Genomic DNA, 26,553 nt, shown 5'->3' on the forward strand with positions numbered 1-26,553 from the left:
TTGATTTATATTCGATAGATCCAGTTTATTATTCGATTTATTCTGAAGTAAATAGTAGAGCAGGAGTAAACATCCATTACCAACAGAATATGTTCGATAAAATGGATGTTTTTAATGCTTTTTTCTAGATTAATTTTGTATTGTTTATTTTTCTTTACTGTAATGTAATTGTGTAAGTCCTGTTTCAAAAGTTTTTGCTGTTATTAGCTTAAGTGTTTGTTCAGGTCGGCCGTCTTTGAATAGCTTTGTTCCATTACCTAATAAGATTGGTATGACAGAAATCACAAATTCATCTATTAAATCCTGCTTTAACAATTCATTTATTACTTCTGCTCCGCCGTCACAATAAATATCTTTTCCATTTTCGGATTTTAGCCTTTCGATCAATTTTGTCAGATCTCCCGTATAAAAGACGGTTCTACCCACGTTTGGTCTTTCAGTTCCTGTAATGACATACACATCACGATTTCCGTTGTCATAGTGAGATGAGCCGATATTGTTAAGGACATATTCATAGGTTTTCCGACCGACGATTAACGTGTCAATTGAATCGGTAAATTCGGCATAGCCATAATCTTCACCTTCTTTTTCCACAAGGTTTAAAAAACTGAGGTCATCATTGGGCTTTGCAATGTAACCGTCCAAGCTCATTGCAATGAAAATTGATATTTTTCGCATTTGTCTAAATTTTAATGATACTACAAAAGTAGCGTTAAACAGACACCCGTTCCTTGTAAAAATGCGACAAAATTAAATTTGTGAGGGCGGAATTCCTGTATTCCTCTTGATTTCATTGCTGAGATGTGAATGGTCACAATACCCACATTCAAAAGCGATATCCGATAAACTTCGATTTTCATCTGAATTTCTGATCATGCACAAGGCATGTTGAAAACGAATAATATTTGAATATTCTTTCGGTGATAATCCAATATGCTTCTTAAAACTTCTTTCCAGTTGCCTAACAGTAGTAAAATTGCGTCTGGATAGGTCAGGCACGGTAATTCGTCCGTTTGTTGCATGTATATCATTGATGATGGGTTGTAATTCATTATTCTTATTTATTATTCTATCCAAATAAAAACGGTTAAAGTAATCGAAGGGATTATGGAGTATCTTATCAACGTCAAATGAACTGGATTTTTCAAATTCAATGGTATTATTGGTTAATACCTGTTGTGTCTCATATTTATAGAAGTTGCCAAAAGTGGCCGGTTTAAAGCAAACACCGACTAAATAGCTGTCGCTTTCGATGAAGCTGTCTTTGAAAGAAGTCATCGCACCCACCACATAGGTTTTTCCAAATTCCATCGAAACTGAGCCGTTGTCTGTTAGACAGTTATCTCCCAAATTCAAGAAAATACCTGCACAGCCATCGGGAAAGACCCGCTCACATTGTTTGCCCAGTTCACTTCCTTTCAGTTCCCAGTAAAAATGGATGAAGGGTTCTAATTCTTTGTAAGGTTTACTTTTTTTGTATTCCATCTATTATTACAATTGATTCGTCAGGGGCGGTAATCATGCTGCAGATCATTATTTGTGAAATTACTAAAGTATATCGTAAAGGGCAAATTCTTATGTCATAACTGCCGCTTCCTTTAGGCCATAGTATTGTATGGCTTGCTGCTCGAAGGTATTCGTCTGGTTACGATTATAGGAGGGGCGAAGCAGCCGATACTTTTTTGCATAATGATAAAATTTGACAGTAAATTGAAACAGAAATGCTAGTATTTTTTCTGTTTTTAATGTACTTTTCGAGAACTAGTGTAAACCTTTAAATCATATTCCAAAGTGTTTAAGAAAAGCATTAATAATCGTTAAAGATTTAAAAATAGGCAATTCAGTTTTTTTGGATTGAGCAGATCATTTTGCGAAAGGTTGATGGGTAAGCAAGAACCCGTCCTGGCAATAAAAAAAAGAAAATCATTAATAATCCAACTAGGATCAATATAAGCCGAAAATGAAAAGAAGAACATTCTTACAGGCCTTAAATTTAGGTATAGCATCAGCGACATTATATCATGGTGTGGGAAATGCAATGTCCTTAACAGCTATCTTGGGCGGCAGCCTTCCGGACAGGGAACTCTCGTATCACCGGATACAGGAAATAAAGTATTCAACCGTTCAGATGAAATATCCCCGACTTGTGGGGAAAAATGCCCGACTGAACCTGCACGGCTATGGGCCCAATGTCGAAATCTGTGCGATCAAAACGGACAAAGGTGCCATGGGCTGGGCTTCGTTGCGAGGATCCAGAAAAGATGCAGAGCAGATTGAAGTGGAACTCATCGGTAAAAAAGTATCTGAACTTTTTGCATCCAATTTTGGTACTTTGAATGACAGGTACATTGCTTTTGATATTGCTCTTCATGACCTTGCAGGAGTAATCCTGCAGAAACCGGTTTATGAACTACTTGGTCGTAAAAAACCTTATACCACTGACTATTATAGCGGTATGATCTATTTCGACGATTTGGAGCCATCAGAAAAACCATCAGGGATAGCCCGGATTCTGGAAGAATGTCGATATGATTATGAGGTAGGGTACAGGCAATTTAAGCTTAAGATCGGTAGGGGACATAAATGGATGCCTTTCAAGGAAGGACTCCAGCGTGATATTGATGTAACCAATGCCGTGGCCAATGCCTTCCCTGACTGTGGCATTTTAGTTGATGGGAATAACGGCTTTACAGCGGATCAATTCATCCAATATCTAAAAGGTATTCCGTCGGTCAACTTATTCTGGATAGAAGAACCTTTTCATGAAACCGTTTCCGATTATGAAAAATTGAGAAATTACATAAAAACAGCAGGCATTGGCACTTTATTGGCAGATGGCGAAGCTGATCCTGATCCAGTGCTGCTTAAGGAACTCTTTGAAAAGAAACTACTGGACGTACATCTGACAGATATCGAAGGGCTGGGTTTCACGAACTGGAGAAGATTGATGCCAGAGTTGAAGAAACTTGGGGTCCAAGCTTCCCCACATGCCTGGGGCTCACTGCTGAAGTCTTACTATACGGCGCATTTGGCAGGAGGGCTGGGCAATACGGTTACCATAGAAGGGGTAACGAGCACGTCGGAGGAGGTCGATCTTTCAGGTTATAAGATTCAGGACGGTAAACTGATCCCATCGCCAGCAGCAGGTTTTGGGATGCCTCTTTTAAAGAAAATATAATGAATGATCGAAAATAAGTTAATGATGAAAAAGGCGCTCTCTAGTTTGGTTATGTTCATATCCACATTGGTTATTTTTCATGCGAAGGCTCAAGCACAAAAAAACAATAATTATGATTTTTTTGATAGTGTGGTAAACAACCATATCCAGATTTTTCCACCTTCTGGTATTCCTTCAGCTATCGAAATGGTGCTGAAGTATTGTAAAGCAGTGGATTTTAATTTTTATGACTTACAAATTAAATGGCAAAACAAAACGGATGGTTCTTTCCGTGACTTCGACAAGAAGGAATTGTACGGAATTACTTTTTTCCAGAAATTTAACTTGCCTCGGGATGAAAGTTTTCCAATGGATAGTCTTTTTCAAACGATACAAAATGAGTTGACATCTGGTAAAAAGGTAATTATTGCACTTCAGGTCGAGACAGGCTGGTCTATTTTTGTCGTCTATAAACAAACTCCGGATGGAGAATTTGTTTCTTACAGTAAGCTAGGAAGCCATACAACGATACTTAGAAATACAAAAGAAATTGTGAAAAAGTCTAACGGTACAGAAATCATGACGTACAGTATTCTGTCTCGTTTGTAGCGGAATGTAAGCATCTTTCGGTAGCAAGGTTCCGACGGTCAAAACACTGTACTGTTGGCTTTAGTTATAAACAAAGAATTTAAATCATGAAAAAGATTCTCTTCAATTTAGTCATGTTAATATTCACTTCGGTTATTTTTCATGCAAATGCTCAGACACAAGAAAATGATAATGGCGATTTTTTTGATACTGTGGTAAATAACCATCATCAAATCTTTCAAATGTCCTGCATCCCATCGGCTGTCGAAATGGTACTGAAGTATTATAACCTGGTAGATTTTGATTTTTATGACTTACAAAATGAATGGCAGAATAAAACTGATGGTTCTTTCCGTGACTTTGACAATAAGAAATTATACGGCATTACTTTCTCCCAAAAATTTGTTTTGCCTCGGGATGAGAACTTTCCGATAGACAGCCTTTTTCAAACAGTAGAAAATGAATTGAAGTCTGGGAGAAAAGTGATTATTTCACTTCCGGCAGACGCGGGCTGGCATATGTTTATCATCTGCCAACAGACTCCAGATGGAGAATTTGTATCCTATAGCAAACTTGGTGATCATACTTTAATACTTAGAAATACAAAAGAAATTGTAAAAAAGTCTAACGGTACGGAAATCATGACGTACAGTACTTCTCCTGAAGTGCATTCTTTTCGAACCTCTGCTGATTAAGATAAATCCTAAACGGAAGTACAATGAATAAACAATCTGACATTATAATGTATTTTTTGTTCCTGTGGAACGAGATCCTACATTTTTTTCTTCGACGCTTTTGCTGACGGATTATAATCAAGACATGTTTTGATCCAGTATTCAAAATCATCAGATTTCTGAAATCCGCTAGGCTCTACATAGCAATACCCCTTGAGCTGCTTTCCCTTCATCATCATTGGCAAGAAGCCTTTTTTTCCGGAAACCTCATCTTCTAGTTCCGCGTTATAACGGCACATCAGATTATCGTGACTAATATTGATACACATTTTCCCGTTAACAAGAAAAGATAATCCACTGAACATCTTCTTTTCCTCAACTTCCATATTGTCTTCTAGTGAAAGTCTTTCACGGACACGATTGACAAGTTCATTATTATAGGCCATCTCTTGGGGTTTTCTATCAGTTACAATCTGACTCAATTTGCCTTTCTGCCAGATTATTCTTGGTATTTCTTGAAGTAACATCTCCACAGTGAAAATGTTTTGGAAAGGACGTCAATCTCTAGGTTGGCTTCATAGACATTCAATGATTGGATTCGTCGATGTGGCCACAGGGGTGTTTATAATTTAGGTGATAGTTATTTGAGAAATGGTTTTCAGGCCTTCATTATTGCTAAAGATCTTATTGATTTAACTGTTCGATCTTTGTTGACTGGTTTATTAACGGATAATCATAAAGTTGTGACGGATAATAAATACTGCTCAACGAATTATAAATCATCCTTATATATCAAAAAAGCGGTAGTATATTTATATGATGAAAAAATATACAGCTTTATTTTATTTGTTAGTGTTATTTAGTTCTCCTGTATTCGGACAGAACAAAACTGACCTTGAAAAAAGTAAATCGTTCGGAAAAGTAAAAAGTATCCATTCCTATAAAGTGAGTTATGGCGATAAAACGGACACGATTTTTTTCAGTAAAGATTATTACAATGAAAATGGGATGAATTTGAGATTTATCGATCTTTCAGAATATTCGAGAATTGACAGTATTATTAATACGTACAACACGAAAAATCAAATTATATCCAAAATAAAATACCAAAGAATTCCATCTTTAAGTTCGGACGAGGTTGAAAAAAATAATGATACTACATACTATAAGTATAACGATAGATGCAGCGAGGCTACAAGCATTAAGTCGCCCAATGGAAATTATCAGGTCAGTTATCTATTTGATGACGCGTGCAGAATTATATCTGAAACTGAAACTGGTAGAGGGACGACAAACATCACCAATGTGACCTATGACTCAAAAGGAAGAGTTGTTGAACGGAGTTTCACTTATGAGGGAGAAAAACCTGACAAAGTTGAAATTTACAAATACGATGACGAAAAAAATACATTAACTTATCTAGAATACAGTCCAAGATATGATGTTTATAGAGAGAAAACGATAACTCAGTTCTCTGGCACAAATAACATTATCCAGAAGACATTTTTCAATATGCCGACTGCGGGCGGAAGCATAACGTTCAATAAAGGAAGTAAAAGTGAACCCGATCAAGTACATCTGGTAAAAAAATATCAGTTTAACAATGATGACAAATTGATAGCTGAAACCCATCTTGATGGAAATAACCAGGAACTTTTAAAGATTGAAGTTGTCTATGACGATAAAAAGGAATTGAAGGAACAGCGGTTTTACAAAAGCGGACAGCTGGAATACAGGGAGGAATACACATATGTCGATGGAAAACGGCTGGAGGAAAAACAATTCTTACCTGATCAGAAGAAGCCCCAATACATAAAAACCCGAAAATATACTGTTAAAGGCCAACTATCGGAATTCATATTATTTGAGGGTGAGAATATATATACCAATGAATACGTGTATGATGAATTTGATAATAAGATCGAAAAGAAAGAGTTTAAAAATGGTAAACTTCTGAATACGGAACTGACAAGAATCGAATACTACAAATGAGTGTCCGACGCTAGTGCATATTACGAGAAACAAAACCGCGAAAAAGTATTTTAACATATAAAAAGGAATAACTTACGATCCAATTTTGTTTTCTCGTTTGGAATGATTCCTTTTCTTTACCTGTTTGTCAAAAATTATTGTAATCTCGATAAAAGCAACTGCTTTCATTGCTAACGATCATCGCTTTTGGAGTTATAGGCTGTTTTATGAGAGTGATTTATCTAAAATATGAAATTGCTCAAACAAGAAACCTGTTGAGAAGAGTGGAGTTGACTGTGCATGGCGATATACCCGGTATTGGCTTTCAGGATATGCATCTAGAGTTCTATCTCCTGCCTGGTTTGCTTGTGGGATCGCTACTTTGTATGATTGTTTTTAGAACATCTTTAAATCATCAAAATGGCGAGCCAAATGTAAAATGTTACATACATTGCCGACCTTGTCAGATCGAGCAATGCAAGAGCCATCAAAACATTTGGCGATACATGTGTACAAAGTCGGCTTGTTGAACTGACTGATTCCAAAGCTGCTCTCACTTTTAATGTAGCGGTGATAGTTCGGCTGTGGATAGAAAAGTAGCTTTTATGCATTGATTGTTTTCAAATTCCCAATGATTATATCAATAGTTACCTAGCAGGTAAACAAAAAGTTTACCTGCTAGACTCTAATCTTTTAAGACCTTTGGCGTTAGCAATAGCGGAATATTTCCAATTATTTTTGTCCAATATTTCTTAGCCTCCTCACGTTGATTTTCATTTTCTAATTGATCAACATGAATCGAAATTGTCGTTTTATCACTCTTCTGGGAAGGAATAAACCTGATTTGCAAGCTTGCGCTTTCCTTGAACCCAACGTGTTTCCATTTTGTACGTATATGAGAGTATTCTTTAAAAGTTGAAAAATCCTGTTCAACTCCTTTAGACCAATATTTTAAGCCCTCTTTTGAAAAGAAGAGTTTCCATATACTTTCTAAATCTGATGGGAATGTTTTTCTGACTCCGAACTGCCATCCTGAATCTTTTGTTAATCCAATACGTTTTATCATGTTTTTATACACTAACAAATTATACTCTTATTGATCTTTTTTAAGCAAAATTCCAACGTTTTTAAGATACCATATGTTTTCAATATGAAATTATTGAACAAATATTTTTTTACCGCATGCGATTAATCAAAAACTTGATTTGTCACAGGATGATTTGCAGTAAGTTATATTGTTGTGATTTCATTCTTGCACTAATATAGAAGTATTATTTCATATATATCCTTTAACTCTCAAGTTTGCACGCCAGAGCCACCCCGAATATCCTCTTAAACCGCTCAGGCCAGAAGTTGAAAAGTCTGCAGCTTTGAGCATGAAAGTAAAAGATAGCGGGGGAATAATCAAGACCAGAAAGGTTGCTTTCCTTGTTGATAATGGAGCTAGCAAATCCTTCATAGATAAAATGAAAACTGCACTTGAAAGGGAAGGGGCAGAAGCCGTTCTGATTTCATCTCATGCAGGAAAGATCCGGTTTAAGGAAGGAACAGAAGAAGATATTAAGCATTCATATCTTACTGAAACATCCGTTTGTTACGATGCATTCTTCACACCAGCATATCCATATTGCATTTATCGCTATTGGATGAGAGGGAGATAGTGCAATTTTTAAAACATTCTTTTATATTCTAAAAAATAAACGTTAATTTGACACTAATTAATTTAATCTACCGTAATGAAAGCATTAATACAAATGGGAAGAGTTATAGCCGATCGTTCTGTATTAACAATCTGGAGTATCGCTCAGATGGTATTGTAAAATAGATTAATGCAATGACGGAAGGTTCTTTTTAATGACATAGATTGATAAAATGTATGAAATATAAGATTAATTTATTAACCATAACGAAGCGAATGGCCCTTAACGCATTGTTGATAATGCTATTTACGGGCCTAGGTGCACAGGAATTGCGGGTAGCAGGACCGGACGGAAAATTGGAGGTCAACTTATCATTGGAGCAGGGTAAACTCTATTATCGCGTGAACCTGGCTGGGCAGGAGATGTTAGAAAATTCGCCCTTGGGCTTGCGGGGCGACAAGGTGGATCTTGCCAGTAAGCTGCATGTGCTGACCTCGGAAAACCGGGTAATTGACCAAACCTATGCGGAACCTAAAATCAAACGTCGGCTGGTACATCACCAGGCAAATGAACTGCAGTGTACCTTGGAGAATGACTTAAAACAACAGCTTGTTGTGATTTTTAGGGTCAGCGATAATGATATTGCTTTTCGCTATGGTATTCCACAGGTGGGTGAAGCCGCAAATTTTCGACTCGAGGAAGAAATGAGTGGCTTTAAATTTCCGGATTCAACCACGACCTTTCTGACGGCACAGGCTACCGCAATGATCGGCTGGAAAAAAACAAAACCGAGCTACGAAGAAGCTTACGTACCGGATCAGGCGATGGGCGTACCTTCACAATACGGTGTTGGTTACACTTTTCCGGCGCTATTTCATGTGGGTTCCCGCGGTTGGGTACTGCTTTCCGAAACCGGGTCGAATGGCAGCTACTGTGGGACTAAACTCAGCGAAGGCACAAAATCGGGTTTTTATAAAATTGCTTTTCCTGAGCAAGGTGAAAATAATGGCATGGGCGACGCGGCTCCAACACTGGCGCTACCGGGCTTTACGCCATGGCGCACAATCACCGTGGGCAGTACGTTAAAACCTATTGTGGAAACCACGATTCCTTTTGATGTGGTCGAACCGCAGTATGCTGCAAGTAAGCCTTATACCTTTGGACGGGCCACCTGGAGCTGGCTGGAGTGGCAGGACGGAAGTATTAATTTCGAAGATCAGAAGAAATTTATCGACCTATCTGCTGCTCTGGGTTACGAATTTGTCCTGGTGGACAACTGGTGGGACAAGCAGATCGGGCACCGTAAAATCGAGGAACTCGTGGCCTATGGCCGGGAGAAAGCCGTGGGGCTCTGCCTTTGGTACAACTCCAACGGATTCTGGAACGACGCACCACAGACGCCTAAAAATCGGATGAATACGGCCGTCGCCCGTAAAAAGGAAATGGCCTGGATGCAGTCCATTGGAATCAAAGGGATCAAAGTGGATTTTTTTGGCGGTGACAAACAGGAAACATTACAGCTGTATGAAGATATTCTTGCGGATGCAAATGACTATGGACTGACCGTGATCTTCCATGGATGCACTTTACCCCGTGGTTGGGAACGCATGTATCCTAACTTCGTGGGAAGTGAAGCGGTATTGGCCTCTGAGAACCTCATCTTTACTCAGGATGCCAATGATAACGAAGCTTTCAATGCGACTTTGCACCCCTTTATACGTAATGCTGTCGGAGCAATGGATTTTGGCCCTGTGCTGCTCAACAAAAGGCATAATCGTGAAAATAATGGCGGGACGATCCGTAAGACAACGGAAACATTTCAACTGGCAACGGCGGTGTTGTTCCAGACTCCAGTACAGAATTTTGGGCTGACACCCAACAATCTACTGGATATGCCCGCGCATGTCATTGACTTCATGAAGCAGGTTCCCACCCTTTGGGATGAGACGCTGTTTGTGGATGGTTATCCCGGAAAATATGTGGTACTGGCGAGACGGAAAAAAGAGCAGTGGTATATCGCTGCAGTGAATGCAGAAGGGAAAGAGAAGACGATCGAAGTAAACCTGCCGATGTTTTCTGAAAAAGTGGTGCAATACATCGGGGATAATAAGTCGCGCGGGTCGGAGCAGAAAACGATACGCCTAAGCCCGGAGAAAACTGTCAGATTAACCTTACAATCGGGTGCCGGGGTTGTATTGTACGGAAAATAGTTTTTTATTTCTCTTTTTTTGCTTTTTTTTGTCGTCCCATGAAGAAATTGTTGCTAGTTCTCATCTTAATAGGGCAATGCCTAACAGTATCTGGACAGGTGGATCGGACTCATTTTTTTTCGCTGCGCGAAGGTCTGACAAACCAGCAGGTGCTGGATATTGTACATGACGACGAGGGCTTCATGTGGGTTGCGACAGAACTTGGATTAAACCGATTTGCTGGCAAGTCATTTAAGCCTTACTATGCTTCTAAAAAGAAAGATGGGCACACCGTCAATAGTAATGAGATCAATACGCTGCTCCATGACGATAAAAAACTGTATATCGGCACACGCGCTGATGGTCTGAATGTTCTTGATTTAAAGACAAATAAATTCAGCTATTATGTGCATGATCCGGCTGATCCAAAATCCATTGCTACAAATGATATTACGGATATGATCCGTGCGAGAGATGGCGGTCTATGGCTAGCGACTTATCATCAGGGGATTCAGCATTTCGATCCGGTCAGAAAAGAATTTCAACACTTCAATAGAAGCAATTTACGGGACCTTCCGGAAAACAGTATATGGTCCTTGGCCGAAGACCGGAAAGGAATGCTCTATGTGGGCCATGTCAAAGAAGGATTGACGATCCTGGATCCGGTACGTCGATCTTTAAAACACTTGACTTACCAAAATTCGGGAGCTGAATTGCCTGATAACGAGGTTAAAGTTTTGTTTTGCGATCAATATGATAATATCTGGATCGGCACTCGGAAAGGGCTTGCCGTCTACCATACCTCGAGTGGTCAGCTAAAGCACGTACCTTTGGCTACCTCGTCTAAAAATGGAAATGAACCCTTTATTTATGCCATTAAAGAAATTGGAGGTAAACTTTGGATAGGAGCAGAATCTTCCCAGCTTTTTGTCATACAACCGGGTTATGGATATGACAAAAGGGTCGAAGGAGCCGGGCAAATACAGCTTTTTGACCTTGGAAAGGGAAATAATGCAATGGTTCAGCATATCACACCGGACAAATTTGGGAATGTCTGGCTCGCACTATATGGCGGTGGCGTGGGCGTGATCAGCCATATCAAACCCTTTTTTAATGTTTTCCCGACAGGAGCTTTATTGCCGGATCAGCTGGCAACAGTGAGTAATATTATCGTTCGGAATGCAGACGCAGTCTGGTTGACGACCGAAGGCTCCGGAATCGTAGAAATGGGGAAAAATGGCAGATTACGCAAATGGATAAGACAAAAGAACGGTAGTCCTGATGATTTTATATTGGCTTCATTCAAGGATCATAACCAGCATGTCTGGTTAGGTTTACGCAAAGGTGGTGTTGCAGTTTGCTATGCCGGATCCACCACATGGCATACGATAGACCTGGGTGAACCCGTATCGGAGGTTCGCGCGATTTATGAAGATCGCCAGGGTGCCATCTGGATTGCTGCATACCAAGGCCTGTTTATCTATGACCCGCACAATCGTAGCGTACAAAAATTACTGATCAACGATCCGATGCTGGGCGACTATGCGCCTCGTGCGCTTGTCGAGGATGGGCAGGATAATATCTGGGTGGGAACCTATGGGCAGGGGCTCTACGTGTATAATGTTAATCGACAGCTGATCCGGAAAATGGATAGCGGCAATGGATTGCGTAACAATACCGTCAATCATTTGCTACGCGATAAGAATAATAATATCTGGATTGCGACCAATCAGGGAATAGCTTTGCAGGAAGCGCAACGCAGAATTGGTGAATTAACAGTTTTAATGCCCCCGGGTGATGACGCCTGGCTGTTTGTCAATGGCCTTTCGGAAGATCAAAATGGGCATATCTGGTGTTCGACCAAGTCAGGAATGCTACGCTTTTTACCGAAAGAAAAACGCTTTTTGCAGTACGATCAGTCATTCGGCCTCCCACTGGGAGGTTTTATAAACGGAAGTGTGGGGCGGGATCTGGCAGGACAGCTCTATTTTGGGATGCAGGACGGCATATGTTATTTTGACCCGAATGAAATCCCCTCAAAACTGCCAAAATCTCCGATTCGCCTAAGCCGCTTTATTGTTTTCCGTTCCGGCGAATCGAATGCACAGGAAGACAAATATTTTACATCATCCGATGAAATCAGGCTTGATCACAACGAGAATAGCTTTCGTATCGAGCTTGCGGTCATGGACTATGCGCTGGATGGATTGGTCGAGTTTGGATACCGGCTTCAGGGGCTTAATAACGAATGGATTTTTCTGGGCAACGAAACTAATCTTGATTTTCGGAATGTTCCCTATGGAGATCATGAACTGTTGATTCGCACACGCATGAAAAATGGGGAATGGGCCCAGTCATACCAACGTTTACTGATTAAGATTAAACCACCCTTTTATCTGAGTCTGCCCGCAAAAGTCACTTATTTTCTGATCTTTTTGCTGGTCATTTATACCCTTATTTTCTTTTATATCAAAAGAATAAAAGCCGAGTCTGAACTGAAACTCAAAGAGCGACAGCACCTTCAGGATGAACGCTTGCATAGCGAGCGCATGAATTTCTATACCCATATCACGCATGAACTCCGTACACCATTGACGCTCATATTGGGACCGCTGGATGATTTGTCTCACGATGAGCAATTATCTCCTAAAAACAAAGGATTGGTGCATACCGTTCAAAAAAGTGCCAACCGGCTTTTTACTTTGGTGAACCAGCTTTTGGAGTTCAGGAAGGTGGAATCTCAGTTTAAACCGCTTGTATTGGAAGCAGGAACCCTAAGTGAAATGCTTACCGACATCGTAGAAAAGTATAAAACCTTAAATAACAAACCAAACCTGGAGATTGTCGCAGATCTGCCCCAGACAGATTATCGTACCCTATTTGATGCCGAGATCATCCAGTTGATTGTCGATAATTTATTGTCTAATGCCTATAAGTATACGGAGTCGGGATATATTAAGTTGGATCTAAAATACGAGCAATCAAATTTGGCCCACTGGGCGGTATTGTCCATTGAAGACACGGGGCGCGGTATTCCGGCGGACCATATCGATCGAATTTTCGATAAATTCTATCAGATTCCCGGCGCTGGAATCCACGGGACAGGCATAGGCCTGGCCCTGGTCAAGGAATTGACGGCTATCCATCAGGGCAAGATCGAGATTAAAAGCGTGGAAGGGGTGGGAACTACGGTATCAGTCCGGTTTTTAGCAAACAAAGTCGGCGTTGATAGCCCGAAAATAGTGGAATTGATCGCCGAATCTGATGATATCGCGATGGACATCAGTCGCCCATTGATTCTTTTGGTTGAAGATGATCCTGACTTACGCGCCTATCTGGGGGATACCTTATGCGCAAATTACGAAGTTTTGCTTGCTGAAAATGGAGTGGTTGGATTGAACATTGCACAAAATAGGATACCTGATCTTCTGATAAGCGACATTATGATGCCTGATATGGATGGTTTTCTGCTGGCCGAAAAATTGAAGGCGGAGCGCTCAACGAGCCATATCCCATTGATCCTGTTGACGGCGAAGGATACGGATCTGGACAGGCAGCGGGGCTATGACCTCGGAGTCGATTCGTATCTCACAAAACCGATCGGCGCAACCGTATTGCTTAAACGTATTGATAACCTATTGCGCAAACAGAAAGTCATGAACAATGCTGTTCTACAGAAAATCAAATTGGATCAGCCAACGGATTTTGTAGAAGACCGGCAAACAGAAAAAGATGAGTTATGGCGTGAAAACGCATTTGTTCAGGATTTTGTGGCGATCGTAGAACAGCATATGCAAGATGAGGTATTGGATGCGGCTACCCTCGCGGAAAAGATGAATATGAGCCAATCAACCTTGTACCGTAAATTAAAAGGGATTACAGGAAAGAATATCAATCAACTTGTACGTAAAATACGGATACATAAAGCCGCTGAGCTGTTACGGTCGGGCGCATACAACGTAACCGAGGTTTCGTTTATGGTCGGTATCAATAGCGCTATTTATTTCCGGCAATGTTTTAAAGAAGAGTTTGGTCAGCTTCCTTCGGAATATCAAAAGTCGGGTGCGAAGAGTTGAACGACGCACCATCTTACTTGCTTTATGCCATTAAATACCTAACAATAGCTAACGCAACCTTGGCGATAAAAGCGTTCCTGCCTCGGCATTAGCTGATGAGGGAGCGAGATGAAAAACAGGCCAATTTTTATTGAAAAGCTGCTTTTTGACCGAAAACTATATGGTATTTGACGGATTTGTATATGGTCTAATGCTTTAAAATCCCCTAAGTTTGACGATATAATCAATTATAAATCTTGCAGGAAGTAGCAATGCATCTGATGTAACCTATGTAAACCATCGCTTATCATCTTCACTGTCTATTCTGGCAAGATTGTATTATTTACTGTTTAATTCGTATAGAAATTTATGAACAACCTAAAAATTGTTTCTTTGTATACGGTGTTGAGCGTTGCGCCAACATTGTTATACGCCCAGGGGAAAATTTCGGGACAGGTCTTGAATCAGGCCAATGAGCCTATCGTAGGTGCAACTGTAACGATAGAAGGCGGAGGTAAGGGGATTTCAACAGACAAATCGGGGAAATTTGAACTGAATGCCGCTAAAGGGGTACTTGTTGTCTCTTTCATCGGCTACAAAACCTATAGACTCCCCTTGAACGAAACTACAAATCTGACCATTCGGCTTGAAAAAGATGACCGTGTGCTGGAGGATGTCGTGGTGGTGGGTTATGGCACGCAAAGAAAAGCGACGTTGACGGGTTCCATATCTGAAGTGAAGGGCAAAGATATCGTGAAAAGTCCACAGCCTAATTTATCCAATTCGCTCGCCGGACGTTTTTCTGGCGTGGTAATCAACAACCGGAGCGGTGAGCCCGGTTATGACGGTTCATCCATTACGGTACGTGGACAGGCAACTACAGGAAGTAATGATGTATTGGTTGTCGTAGATGGTGTACCCGGACAAATAGGTGGCCTGGAGCGTCTGGATCCAAACGATATTGAAAGTATTTCGGTTCTGAAAGATGCTTCAGCGGCAATTTATGGTAACAGGGCAGCAAATGGGGTTATTTTAGTCACGACCAAACGTGGAAAAAGTGGCAAACCTTCAATCACCTATAGCGGAAATCTCGGTGTCAGTTCGCCGACACGGTTGCCTAAAATGGCTGATGCCGCAACTTATGCCATTTTAAGGAACGAAATTGCTTATGGAAATAGTTCTTCCGGAGGAATGAATCAGATTTATTCAGCAGAACAGATTCAAAAATTTAGAGACGGATCTGATCCACTGTTATACCCCAATACTGATTGGGCAGATGTCACCTTGAAAAAAGCTGCAATACAAAGTCAGCACAATCTGTCTGTCGCAGGCGGGACCGAAGATATGCGATATTTTATGTCTTTGGGGTCGGTCTATCAGGATGGTTTATACAAAAATGGGGTCACAAAATATAAGCAGTATAATTTCAGAACAAATCTCGAAGCCAATGTAACCGATCGTTTTAAGGTCGGACTCTCTCTTTCGGGAAGACAGGAAGACCGTAAATTCCCCATCGCATCTGCCGGAGATATTTTTCGTTCCATATATAGAGCTTATCCTACAGTAAGCGCATATTATCCAAATGGCTTACCGACGCGTGGCATTGAGGGATCCAACCCCGCCTTAATGGTCACGGATATCGGTGGGACGGTAGATAATCCCAAACAGGTGTTCAATGGCATACTCAAAGCGAGCTATCAGCTTCCTTGGGTACAGGGCCTATCCGTAGATGGTTTTCTTTCGGTTGACAAATCCGCAAATTTTAGCAAAAACTTCAGTGTGCCCTATGTGTTAAATGCGTATGACCCGGCAAAAAACACTTACGAAGAATCTATTGTCGGCGGAAATAACAATAAGGCTACATTGACCGAATCACATACCAATGAATCCTTGATTACAAGCAATATAAAGCTGAATTTTGAACGTAGCTTTGGTGCCCACGCAATCAATGCTTTTGTAGGATATGAGCAAAGTAAAAGGCATTTGGAATATTTTGACGCGCAGCGTTTTAATTATCTTTCCAACCAGTTGCCTGAATTATCACAGGGTGGTTCCGCTGCGACAGATTACCTCAATTCAGGTTATAGCTCAAATTATACACGGCAAAGTATCATAAGTAGATTAGCTTACAATTATAACGAGAAGTACTTGTTTGAAGGGCAGCTCAGGGCAGATGGTTCTTCGATTTTCCCCGCAGGCAAGCGCTGGGGCTATTTCCCTTCGGTATCCGCTGGATGGCGAATCAGCAAAGAAGAGTGGTTTGCCGACAAGATCGGATTTTTAGATGACCTGAAACTTCGCGCCTCTTATGGTACCCTTGGTAACGATAATGTGGATGGATTCCAGTTCTACGATAACTATACCCTGGTAGGAAATGGTCTGGTCGCGCTGCTAAATGAAAAAAGCCAGATCGAACCCAATGTCAAATTGGCGAAATTAGCCAATCCTGATATAACCTGGGAGGTGTCCAAGAAGCTGGATATCGGATTGAATGCGCAATTTCTTAAGAATTTTACGATAGAGGCCATTTATTTCAAACAAAAGAGATCGGATATTCTGACAGAAAGGAATGCGTCGATACCAGCAACCTCAGGTATTGTCAATCCATACAAAGAGAATAGTTCCAAACCGCTTGTTCCTTCGGAGAATATTGGTAAGGTGAATAGCGAAGGATTTGAAGGAACCTTATCGTATCAAAGGCCAGGCGATTTTAGCTGGGGAGTATCCGGAAATTTTACCTTTGCCAAAAGTAAAATTATCTTTATTGATGAGGCCAGCGGCACGTTGGACTACCAACGTCAGACGGGAAGACCATTGGGAACCTATCTGCTCTATAATGCGATTGGACTAAACCGAAGCGAAGCAGATCTCAGCGTGTCGCCACAGGCGCCCGGAGCACAGGTCGGGGATCTGATTTATCAGGATTATAACCAAGATGGTAAGGTTACCGCAGATGATATGATCCGGACAAAATATGGCAATATTCCCCAGATTACCTATGGTTTCAATTTGAATGCGGCTTACAAAAATATGGATATATCTATTCTTTTTGCTGGGCAGGCTAAAGTAAGTCAGCACGTGCTTCCAGAGTCAGGAACTGTAGGAAACTTTTACAGTACCTGGGCCGACAATCGTTTTAACGAAGTCAATAACCCGAATGGAATCTATCCGAAAGTTTCTGAACGCGCCTCTTCAGCCGTGAGCGGTGGCTTATATAATAACACCTTTTGGTTGAATAATGCGTCCTTTTTGCGTTTAAAAAATGTCGAGATAGGATATACTTTGCCTACTGAGGTCTTATCGAGGCTGAAATTGGGCGGGCTTCGATTTTATGTCAACGGATTTAATCTCTTGACCATCACAAAAGTGAAGGACTATGATCCGGAAGGGAATAGCGGTAGCGGTCAATTCTATCCGCAACAACGTATTATTAATATAGGTGCAAATTTGAAATTTTAAGGAGGAACCTCAGCGATGAAATTTATAACTAAATATATAGTGCCTTTGGCCTTGGGATTGACCGTATTTTCGGCCTGTAACAAAAATCTATTGGATGTAACGGCGACTGATCGGATATCGACAGAAGCAATTGAGGCAGATACAGCTGTCTTGGAAGCTTTTATTATCAACAGGTACATCGGTGAAAAGATTATATCAAATGAAGCGGATGGGACGAATCCTGGATTTGGACGCGGTTTTGAATATGCGCTTTGGTCCTCACTATCTGATGAGTCCATGTATACCAATGATGATAACACCTGGCTAATTATTCGGGGGCAGTTGTCTCCTGAAAATTTAGGTGCCGCTGGATCACTTTGGGCACGTAGTTACCGTAGTATCCGTGAGTGTAATTATGCAAAAAAAGTGCTGTCTACTATTCAGATAAGCTCTTCACACAAACGGCATCTCGAAGGTGAACTACAGTTTATCAGGGCATTTCGGTATCACGATCTCATCCGGAACTTTGGTCGCGTCGTCCTGATGGGCGATACCGTGTATGGCCTGAAAGATAATTTAAACACGGTAAGCCTTTTCGAGCGGAAGTCTATGCAGGAAGGAATGGATTATGTGATAAAAGAGCTGGACGAAGCGATTGAAAAGCTGCCCCAGGATAATAGTGACCAGATCTGGGTGAAAGGCCGGGCAACGAAAGCCGCTGCCATGGCATTAAAATCAAGATTACTGCTGTATGCAGCGAGCCCACTGTATAACGTGGGAAGCTGGGCCGCAGCGGCCCAGGCAGCACAAGACCTGATTTCGCTAAATAAATTCAGCCTCTATACAGCGGGGTACCAATCGCTATTTTTGGTTGACCGGAACCCGGAAACTATTTTCGCCCGTTATTATACCAAAAATGCCAATCATGTGCATTTGGAGATTGCCAATGGACCAAACGGCTATGGTGGTTGGGGAGGAAACACGCCTTACCAAAATCTGGTGGATGCTTATCAGATGAAAAATGGTCAAGCCCCATTTAATGAGGATGGAACTGTAAATACAGCTTCAGGATACGATCCCAATAACCCCTATATCAATCGTGATCCACGCTTTGATGCAACAATTCTACACAATGGTTCGATGTACAGAGGACGCGCTGTTGAAACATTTACTCCAGGTGGACAGGATAGCAGGGAGGGAAGGGATAATTGGAATACATCCAAAACCGGTTATTATCTACGCAAGTTTATGAATGATGCATATCCGCTGGAAAACCCATGGGGAAATGCAGGATTTCAACCCTGGAATTATTTTCGTTATGCCGAAATTCTACTAAATTTTGCAGAGGCGGCCAATGAGGCCTACGGCCCGGATGTACTACCCCAAGGCAGTACTCTTACCGCTAGACAGGCCTTAAATTTAGTTCGGACAAGACCTTCTGTCGAGATGCCTGAAATCCCCGTTGGAAAATCGAAAGATGAATTTAGAAAACTGTTGCGTTACGAACGCCGGATAGAGCTGGCCTTCGAGGAACACCGTTTTTATGACGTAAGGAGATGGAAAATCGCCAACATAACAGAGAATGCGCCAGCTGCCGGAATGACGGTAACAAAAGGAAGCAATGGGCTTACCTATACGCGAAAAGAGGCATTATCGGGCCGCCGTTTTGAAGAAAAACATTATTGGCTTCCGATACCGCGGGCAGATATTTTGTCCTCGAACGGACAACTGGAACAAAATCCAGGTTATTAATGTTAATCAATCAAAAAAAGACATACGCGATGCGCTGGGACCTCTTTCGGAACCAGCGCATTGTTGTCAGATCAAGCAACCTTTTACTAAATTATTTTATACATGCGATTTACGGTTATAGCATTTTTATTGATAAATATTGCGGCATCGGCATACGCGCAGGCCTATCGCCATGGGCCTACCGAAAAGGATTTTGCCGGTTATTTATTTGCTTATTTTAAGGGTAATGCGGTGGCCGATGAAGCGGTCTGTTTTGCCATTAGCACCGATGGTTATACGTACCGTGCGCTGAACGGTAACCGTCCGGTACTGGATTCGAAGACCATCAGTAAAACCGGAGGTGTCCGGGATCCGCACATCCTTCGGGCTGAAGATGGAAAGACTTTCTATATGGTACTGACCGATATGACCTCCGCCAAAGGCTGGGATTCCAATCGCGGTATGGTCCTGCTAAAATCGCAGGATCTGCTGCACTGGTCCCATCGGGCCATCGATTTCCAGCAGCGATTTACTGGGCAGGAAGATCTGAAGCGCGTATGGGCGCCACAGACCATTTTTGATGCGGCAGCAGGAAAATATATGGTCTATTGGTCCATGCAACATGGGAATGGTCCGGATATCATTTATTACGCCTACGCGAATAAAGATTTTACCGATTTTGAAACAGAGCCAAAAGTGCTCTTCATGCCTAAAAATGGCAAATCCTGTATTGATGGCGATATTATCGAAAAGAACGGACTCTTTTATCTTTTCTACAAAACGGAAGGGCACGGCAATGGGATCAAACTTGCCATGACGGACTCCCTGACTTCGGGAAAATGGATCGAACAGCCTGGTTATAAGCAGCAAACAAAGGATGCCGTGGAGGGATCAAGTGTTTTCAAGCGAAACCAGTCGGACCAATATATCCTGATGTATGATGTGTATGGTAAAGGAAAATACCAATTCTGTATTTCCGATGATCTCGATCGTTTTAAAGTGATCGACCAAGAGATTGATATGGATTTTCATCCCCGTCACGGAACCATCATACCGCTTTCCAGAGAGGAGCTGATCCGGTTGACGGCAAAGTGGGGCAAACCCAAGGATATACCATTTGCGTTCAAAAAGAACCCTATTCTGGACGGTTACTATGCAGACCCCGACATCTTGTATGCTAACAAGACCAAACGATATTATATCTATCCCACAAGCGATGGCTTTGATGGCTGGGGTGGCTTTTATTTTAAGACTTTTTCTTCCGCCGATCTGATCCATTGGAAGGATGAGGGTGTCATCCTGGACCTTAAAAAAGAGGTTCCCTGGGGACCGAGTCATGCATGGGCGCCAACGATCACCGAGAAAAAAGTTAAAGGCGACTATAAATATTACTACTATTTTACGGCGGCGCAGAAAATCGGTGTCGCCGTAGCGGATCAGCCAACGGGGCCCTTCAAGGATTCGGGTAGGCCCTTGATCGACTTCAAACCTCCGGGGGTAACCGGGGGTCAGGAGATCGATCCCGCGGTGTTCAATGATCCCAAGTCGGGTAAAAGCTATTTGTATTGGGGGAATGGCTACCTTGCCGTTGCCGAACTAAATAAAGATATGGTCTCCATCAAAAAGAATACAATAAAGGTATTGACACCCGACAAAACATTTCGTGAAGGGGTATATGTGATCTTTCGCAATGGAATATACTATTTTCTTTGGTCAGAAGATGATACCCGCAGCGAGAATTACCGGGTTCGCTATGGGACATCAACCTCTCCCTATGGGCCAATCCAGGTGCCTGAGAACAATCTGATCTTGCAAAAAGATCCGGCGAAAGGAATCTATGGTACTGGTCATAACTCGATCTTGCAGGTTCCCGGAACCGACGAATGGTATATTGTCTATCATCGGTTTAATTATCCAAATGGGATCAGGATGGGGGATGCAGCAGGTTTCCATCGGGAAGTATGCATGGATCGGCTTTATTTCGATGCGAATGGCCAGATCGTACCTGTAATTCCAACCCATTAATAGCAATCAGATCAACCTAAACGACTACATAACATGAGCATAATAATTAAAAATATAGCGATCCTTGCGGCGTCAGTTTTAACCGGGCTGAGCTCCGTTTACGCCCAGCCGGGTTTTGGTGTCGCGCAGCGTATCAATGTAGACTGGCAGTTCCAGTTAGAAACCGCAGGAGCAGGGCAAAGCGCAACAGCACTAAACGAGCAGGCCTGGAAATCGGTTAGGCTACCCCATGACTGGGGCGTAAAGTACCCCTTGAGTCCAAATCTCGCCAGCGCCACGGGATATTTACCCGGGGGGATAGGCTGGTACCGAAAACAACTGGCCATACCTGCTGAAGACCAAGGAAAGAAGATCTTTCTTTATTTTGAGGGTGTTTACAACCGCAGTGAAGTTTTTGTCAACGGCAAATCTGTCGGCAAGCGCCCCAATGGCTATGTATCATTTTCCTATGATATCAGCCCGTACATTGAATTTGGGAAGGAAAATACCATTGCGGTCAAAGTCGACCATAGCAAAAGCGCGGATTCGCGCTGGTACACAGGATCCGGAATCTACCGCGATGTTTGGCTCGTCAAGGCCGATCAGGTGCATCTGGATCAATGGGGAGTATATGCCTATCCGGAAATCAAGGGCAGGAAAGGCGTGCTCAATACCGAAACTACGGTGGTCAACAGTTCGTCCCAGCGTAGCGCTGTTACCGTGCAGCAGGAGCTCATCGATGCCGAAGGTAGGCTTGTTGAGAAAAAATCCGGGCAGCTTACGATCGCTGCTACCGATAAAGCACGCCTGGATCTGAAATTGACAGCATCAAATCCAAAGCTGTGGAACTTAGCGCAGCCCATACAATACACCTTGCGGACAACAGTATGGCAAAATGGCAAGCAGATCGATCAGTCCGAAGTAAAGACAGGCTTTAGGACTTTTACCTTTGATCCGGATAAAGGCTTTGCCTTAAACAAGCAATGGATGAAAGTAAAAGGTGTCTGTTTGCATCACGATGCCGGTGTACTCGGTGCCGAGGTGTACCCTGAGGTGTGGCGGCGGCGCCTGCTCACACTGAAATCGCTTGGTGTTAACGCCGTGCGTACGAGCCATAATCCACAGGCAACCTCACTTTATAATTTATGTGATGAGCTGGGCCTGTTGGTCATGGATGAAGCATTTGATGAGTGGGAATTTCCGAAGCGAAAGTGGCTGCAGGGCTGGAATGCAGGGGTACCCGGTTTTGAGGGCGCTTACGATTTTTTTGAAGAGTGGGGGGAGCGGGATTTGGCCGATATGGTCCAAAGGGACCGGAATCACCTGTCGATATTTGCCTGGAGCATAGGCAATGAAGTGGATTATCCCAATGATCCCTATTCCCATCCGATTTTGAATGGCGAGAAAAAAGAAGGTGGCTTTACCCAGGCCTCTTATGGCGGTTATAAGAAAGATGCACCGGACGCCATGCGTTTGGGGGATATTGCCAAACGTCTGGTTGCTGTGGTAAAAAAATACGATCGCAGTCGGGCGGTAACAGCAGGCCTGGCGGGGGTAGCGATGTCTAATGAAACGGCCTACCCCGGAGCACTTGATATTGCGGGTTACAATTATACGGAGAGCCGATATCAGGAAGATCACCAGCGTTACCCGAAGCGTGTCATCTATGGCAGTGAAAATCGGCATGATCTTTCGGCATGGCTGGCTGTACGCGACAATGCGCATATATTTGGACAGTTCCTGTGGACAGGGATCGACTATCTGGGCGAATCGGGCCGTTGGCCTTCGCGTGGTTTTTATTCGGGCTTACTTGATTTTGCTGGCTTTATCAAACCCAGGGGATATTTTCGCCAGTCTTTGTGGGCAGAAAAACCCATGGCTTATTTGGGAACCTATCCATTGGCCGGGGCAACTGGTACGACAGATGTGTGGTCCGCTTTGGAAGCCCAGCAGGAACAACAAAAGAATGAAAGACCCTCCATGGATGCCTGGCCGATCTGGAATTATCAGGACGGGCAGCTTATCCGGGTAGTCTGCTATACCAATAGTGCTGCAGCCCAGCTAACACTGAATGGACAGACCGTGGGTGATGAGAAAAAATACGATGAGAAAACAGGGATTATCTTTTGGGATGTCCCTTATGCCACTGGTAAACTGGAAGTGATCGGGCTGGACGGCAATGGCAAAGAAGTTGTTCGCCATGCGATTCAATCGAGCCAGCGGCCGGCATCCATTCAGGCGGTGCTTGTTGGGGATCCGTTGATCAAAGCAGGTGGGCTGCTGCAGCTGATGGTGCAGCTTGTCGATGATAAGGGCATTCCCGTGGTTCTTTCGGAAGATGAAATTACCTGCGATATTGCCGGGAATGCGCGTTTATTGGGTATGGAGGCCGGAAATAATGCTGATATGGGCGATTATACGGATAATAAACAGCGGGTCCATCAAGGCAAAATGATCGTTTATGTACAATCAACGGGCAAAGCGGGTGACCAGATTACCATTCGGTTGAGCTCCCCTTGGCTGAAAGCCGCCACGGTATCCTATAACGTTAACTGATGGGCTTATTCATCCGAGCGGAGTGTTCGTATTTCTAAAATTTTATGACTGGGGGACCTTGATGTCCCCTTGATTTTTACCTCTATTGTCGACATAGCGGTACTTCCTTTGGGAAGCTTTATGCGCGAGGTTGTAATAATAGCACTGCTATCGGTGCTCTTTAGGGTTTCAACAAGGGTTCCATTGACGATGATTTCGGTACTCCGCAGCGCAGTATCTGTCATAAATTTCAGGTATAGTGCACTAGCGTCTGTATTTTTTAGCTGGTAACTGAACCAGCCGGTGGTTTCACGCCAACGCGTATCGTCTGTACTTCCGGCCTTGCTATTTTCTTCCTGAAAGAAGTGATCCGATTCCGGCTGTTGTTCACCTGCAATCACCTTGTCCACCGTGATTGCAGTGAGGGCAAGGCTTTCGCGTTCATCCCTTTCAATTTTATCCTGCAGGAGTTGAAGTTGGCTGGCAGTTGTTTGTGGCCAATATAGAATATATCTACTATCATGAAGTCCATAGAAAGGTTCAAGTTCCATGTTTAGTGTGTCTTTCCCTTGACGAAGTCCTGTGAGTGTAAAATGCAATGGTTTGCCAGGGATCGGATGAATAAGTGTCGGGATCGCTTTAGGATCAGTGACAAGGATAGGGATATCGCGCAATGGGACCTGTCTTCCGGATGCGATATGACCCATCCGGCTATCGCCGGCCTTTAGTCCTGTGAGATCACTTGTTCCCGAACGTGCAGCGAGCACAACAGGCCCATAGGATATGTTGTAATAGTTACTCTGATCAGGTAATTGTTCAGTCTGGATTTCCATTGGCAATTCCATACGCAGACGATCTCCGGGCTTCCAAGTACGTTTTATTTTGATATGCGTTTCCGTGGAATCCGTAATGGGATAAGATTTTTCGTTTATTGAAATAGTTGGCTTAGTTTTCAGCCATTTAGGTTTACGTAGATAAAGAGTAAATTCATGTTTATTTTTTGAATTAATTATCAGCGAGGTATATGGATCCTCCGGAAAGTTGTTGTTCTGAATGATCTCGATTCCCTTTTCTTTCCAATTTAGTCGAGAGGGAACAAAGAGATTGACGTACAAGTCATCCTTTGTATGTGCATAAATCATTTCACCATACTTGGCATGGTTTTCCATTCCAGACCCCACGCAGCACCACATACTCGTCTGTGGTTGTGAGTAGACGCGATAATGTCCCGGACGGATTTGCGTAAAGTAGACCAGTCCACCGTGTTCGGGATGTTGGGTAGATAAAATGTGATTATATAATGCCCTTTCATAAAAATCCATATACTTGGCCTGTTGATCTGTACGATACAGCATTTTTGTGAGCCTGAGCATATTGTAGGTGTTACAGGTCTCGGGACCCTCGATGCTATGAACCATCTTCGAAAAATCGTTTGTAGGATTAAAGTGTTCACTGACACTATTCCCTCCGATGGCAATGGATCTATGCAATACAACGTTATCCCAGAAATAGCGTACTGCCTCGGCCCATTGTATATCGTTGGAGAGTTCTGCAATTCGTGCGAAGCCCAAAACTTTTGGGATCTGTGTATTGGCATGTAATCCCGTTAATTTATCTTGATGTTGTTTTAAGGGGACCAAGATGGATTGGTGAGAAAATTTTCGCGCAAGCTCCAGGTATTTGGGGTTTTGAGTAATTGCAGCGACATCTGCAAAAGTTTCATTGAGACCACCATGTTCACTGCGTAACATGTCTTGTATTTGATTGTCAGATAGTTGGGAGACCAGTCTCACAGCCCAATCAGTCATCTCGATAAGCATGGTCTTAGCGGTTTGATTAGCCGTCAGCAAGTAGACATCACGCAATCCAGCGTAGGTTTTATGAATATTATAAAGCGGAACCCACTTTCCATTTAGACTAAAAGTGTTTGAATGGATATTACCCATATGAATTTCTTCCCAGATGCGTTTACCTCCCGGCACACCGCCAATATAGCCATTTCCATTTGCTTGCTGACAGCGCCGCAAGGTTATAATCATATAATCAAGTCGTTCTTTGATCCGCGGATCGTCAGTTGAAGCGTACATGTGGGAGAGTGCAGATAGGTAATGACCACCGATATGACCGTCCAAACCAGTGTTTTCCCAGTTCGTGTAAGATTCTTTAATGACCGGTAAGCCAGCTTCCCTTAAAAACGGGGCAAGTAGGCGATCAGGATCCATTGCCAATAAGTACTGCAAATCAAGTTGTTGTGCATGATAAAAGGGACACGGTAATAATCGAATATCCTTTAGATCGAAATAGTTTAGCTGTTTGGGTGTCTGTGCAAATAAAGAAGAACAGAAAGCGAATACAAAGATTATTTGAGAAAGACTACTATTTAATTTCATTTCAAATTTAAGGTATGTAATCAGCTGCATGTAAAAGTATGCAACAAGTTGGTTATTGGAAAATATGAAGTATTGTGTCGTTAAATCAAAGATATAAATTACCAAACGATTTTTAAATGTTTTTTTAACATTTATTTTGTTGCTATATTAAGGAACCTGTTGATCCTTTAATTTGGAGCAA

General features: G+C 42.5%; 16 protein-coding genes. 11 read left to right on the top strand and 5 right to left on the bottom strand.

What is annotated here, in order from left to right:
* Nucleotides 1-144 precede the first annotated feature (144 nt).
* On the bottom strand, nucleotides 145-678 hold the full coding sequence (locus D7322_RS07835; protein WP_121122959.1) for a dihydrofolate reductase family protein: 534 nt from the start codon (nucleotides 676-678) through the stop codon (nucleotides 145-147).
* A gap of 72 nt (nucleotides 679-750) precedes the next feature.
* The gene (locus D7322_RS07840; RefSeq protein WP_121122962.1) at nucleotides 751-1,485 is read right to left on the bottom strand and encodes a helix-turn-helix transcriptional regulator; all 735 of its coding nucleotides are present in this window, start codon (nucleotides 1,483-1,485) and stop codon (nucleotides 751-753) included.
* Between the two features lie 475 nt (nucleotides 1,486-1,960).
* Here D7322_RS07840 and D7322_RS07845 point away from each other — a divergent pair, with 475 nt between their 5' ends.
* From D7322_RS07845 to D7322_RS07855, 3 genes are all read left to right on the top strand, one after another.
* Nucleotides 1,961-3,178 (top strand): enolase C-terminal domain-like protein, encoded by a 1,218-nt coding sequence (locus D7322_RS07845; protein WP_121122964.1) that lies wholly within the window; start codon nucleotides 1,961-1,963, stop codon nucleotides 3,176-3,178.
* 3 nt (nucleotides 3,179-3,181) lie between these two features.
* Nucleotides 3,182-3,766 carry a hypothetical protein gene (locus tag D7322_RS07850; protein ID WP_121122966.1) on the top strand — a complete coding sequence of 195 codons (585 nt, stop codon included), beginning with the start codon at nucleotides 3,182-3,184 and terminating at the stop codon, nucleotides 3,764-3,766.
* Between the two features lie 86 nt (nucleotides 3,767-3,852).
* A complete protein-coding gene (locus D7322_RS07855; protein WP_121122968.1) occupies nucleotides 3,853-4,440 on the top strand; it encodes a hypothetical protein in 588 nt (195 codons plus the stop codon).
* Nucleotides 4,441-4,517: 77 nt separating this feature from the next.
* Here the strand turns inward: D7322_RS07855 and D7322_RS07860 are convergent, their stop codons facing one another.
* A complete protein-coding gene (locus tag D7322_RS07860) occupies nucleotides 4,518-4,946 on the bottom strand; it encodes a TfoX/Sxy family protein (RefSeq protein WP_220700033.1) in 429 nt (142 codons plus the stop codon).
* Between the two features lie 289 nt (nucleotides 4,947-5,235).
* On the opposite strand from D7322_RS07860, the gene D7322_RS07870 reads away from it, so the two are divergent.
* Complete coding sequence (locus D7322_RS07870; RefSeq protein WP_147430332.1) at nucleotides 5,236-6,411, top strand: hypothetical protein; 1,176 nt, start codon at nucleotides 5,236-5,238, stop codon at nucleotides 6,409-6,411.
* A 664-nt stretch (nucleotides 6,412-7,075) separates the two neighbouring features.
* On the opposite strand, the gene D7322_RS07875 is transcribed toward D7322_RS07870, so the two are convergent.
* A complete protein-coding gene (locus tag D7322_RS07875; RefSeq protein WP_121122974.1) occupies nucleotides 7,076-7,456 on the bottom strand; it encodes a hypothetical protein in 381 nt (126 codons plus the stop codon).
* A 310-nt stretch (nucleotides 7,457-7,766) separates the two neighbouring features.
* Here D7322_RS07875 and D7322_RS07880 point away from each other — a divergent pair, with 310 nt between their 5' ends.
* The 7 genes from D7322_RS07880 to D7322_RS07910 all read left to right on the top strand — a co-directional run bounded on the left by D7322_RS07880 (nucleotide 7,767) and on the right by D7322_RS07910 (nucleotide 24,003).
* Entirely contained in the window at nucleotides 7,767-8,051 is a 285-nt protein-coding gene (locus D7322_RS07880; protein WP_121122976.1) for a type 1 glutamine amidotransferase family protein, read from the top strand.
* Between the two features lie 215 nt (nucleotides 8,052-8,266).
* Nucleotides 8,267-10,240: a glycoside hydrolase family 97 protein gene (locus tag D7322_RS07885; protein ID WP_220700034.1), complete on the top strand. Its 1,974-nt coding sequence runs from the start codon at nucleotides 8,267-8,269 to the stop codon at nucleotides 10,238-10,240.
* Nucleotides 10,241-10,278: 38 nt separating this feature from the next.
* Nucleotides 10,279-14,295 carry a hybrid sensor histidine kinase/response regulator transcription factor gene (locus D7322_RS07890; protein WP_121122978.1) on the top strand — a complete coding sequence of 1,339 codons (4,017 nt, stop codon included), beginning with the start codon at nucleotides 10,279-10,281 and terminating at the stop codon, nucleotides 14,293-14,295.
* Between the two features lie 348 nt (nucleotides 14,296-14,643).
* Complete coding sequence (locus tag D7322_RS07895) at nucleotides 14,644-17,733, top strand: SusC/RagA family TonB-linked outer membrane protein (protein ID WP_121122980.1); 3,090 nt, start codon at nucleotides 14,644-14,646, stop codon at nucleotides 17,731-17,733.
* Nucleotides 17,734-17,748: 15 nt separating this feature from the next.
* Nucleotides 17,749-19,464 carry a RagB/SusD family nutrient uptake outer membrane protein gene (locus D7322_RS07900; RefSeq protein WP_121122982.1) on the top strand — a complete coding sequence of 572 codons (1,716 nt, stop codon included), beginning with the start codon at nucleotides 17,749-17,751 and terminating at the stop codon, nucleotides 19,462-19,464.
* A 102-nt stretch (nucleotides 19,465-19,566) separates the two neighbouring features.
* On the top strand, nucleotides 19,567-21,468 hold the full coding sequence (locus tag D7322_RS07905) for a family 43 glycosylhydrolase (RefSeq protein WP_121122984.1): 1,902 nt from the start codon (nucleotides 19,567-19,569) through the stop codon (nucleotides 21,466-21,468).
* 33 nt (nucleotides 21,469-21,501) lie between these two features.
* Nucleotides 21,502-24,003: a sugar-binding domain-containing protein gene (locus tag D7322_RS07910; RefSeq protein ID WP_121122986.1), complete on the top strand. Its 2,502-nt coding sequence runs from the start codon at nucleotides 21,502-21,504 to the stop codon at nucleotides 24,001-24,003.
* A gap of 5 nt (nucleotides 24,004-24,008) precedes the next feature.
* Here D7322_RS07910 and D7322_RS07915 read toward each other — a convergent pair whose 3' ends face one another.
* Nucleotides 24,009-26,372: a glycoside hydrolase family 127 protein gene (locus D7322_RS07915; RefSeq protein ID WP_121123485.1), complete on the bottom strand. Its 2,364-nt coding sequence runs from the start codon at nucleotides 26,370-26,372 to the stop codon at nucleotides 24,009-24,011.
* Between the last annotated feature and the right edge of the window lie 181 nt (nucleotides 26,373-26,553).

The organism is Sphingobacterium puteale (assembly GCF_003627955.1).
GTDB classification, from domain to species: Bacteria; Bacteroidota; Bacteroidia; order Sphingobacteriales; family Sphingobacteriaceae; genus Sphingobacterium; species Sphingobacterium puteale.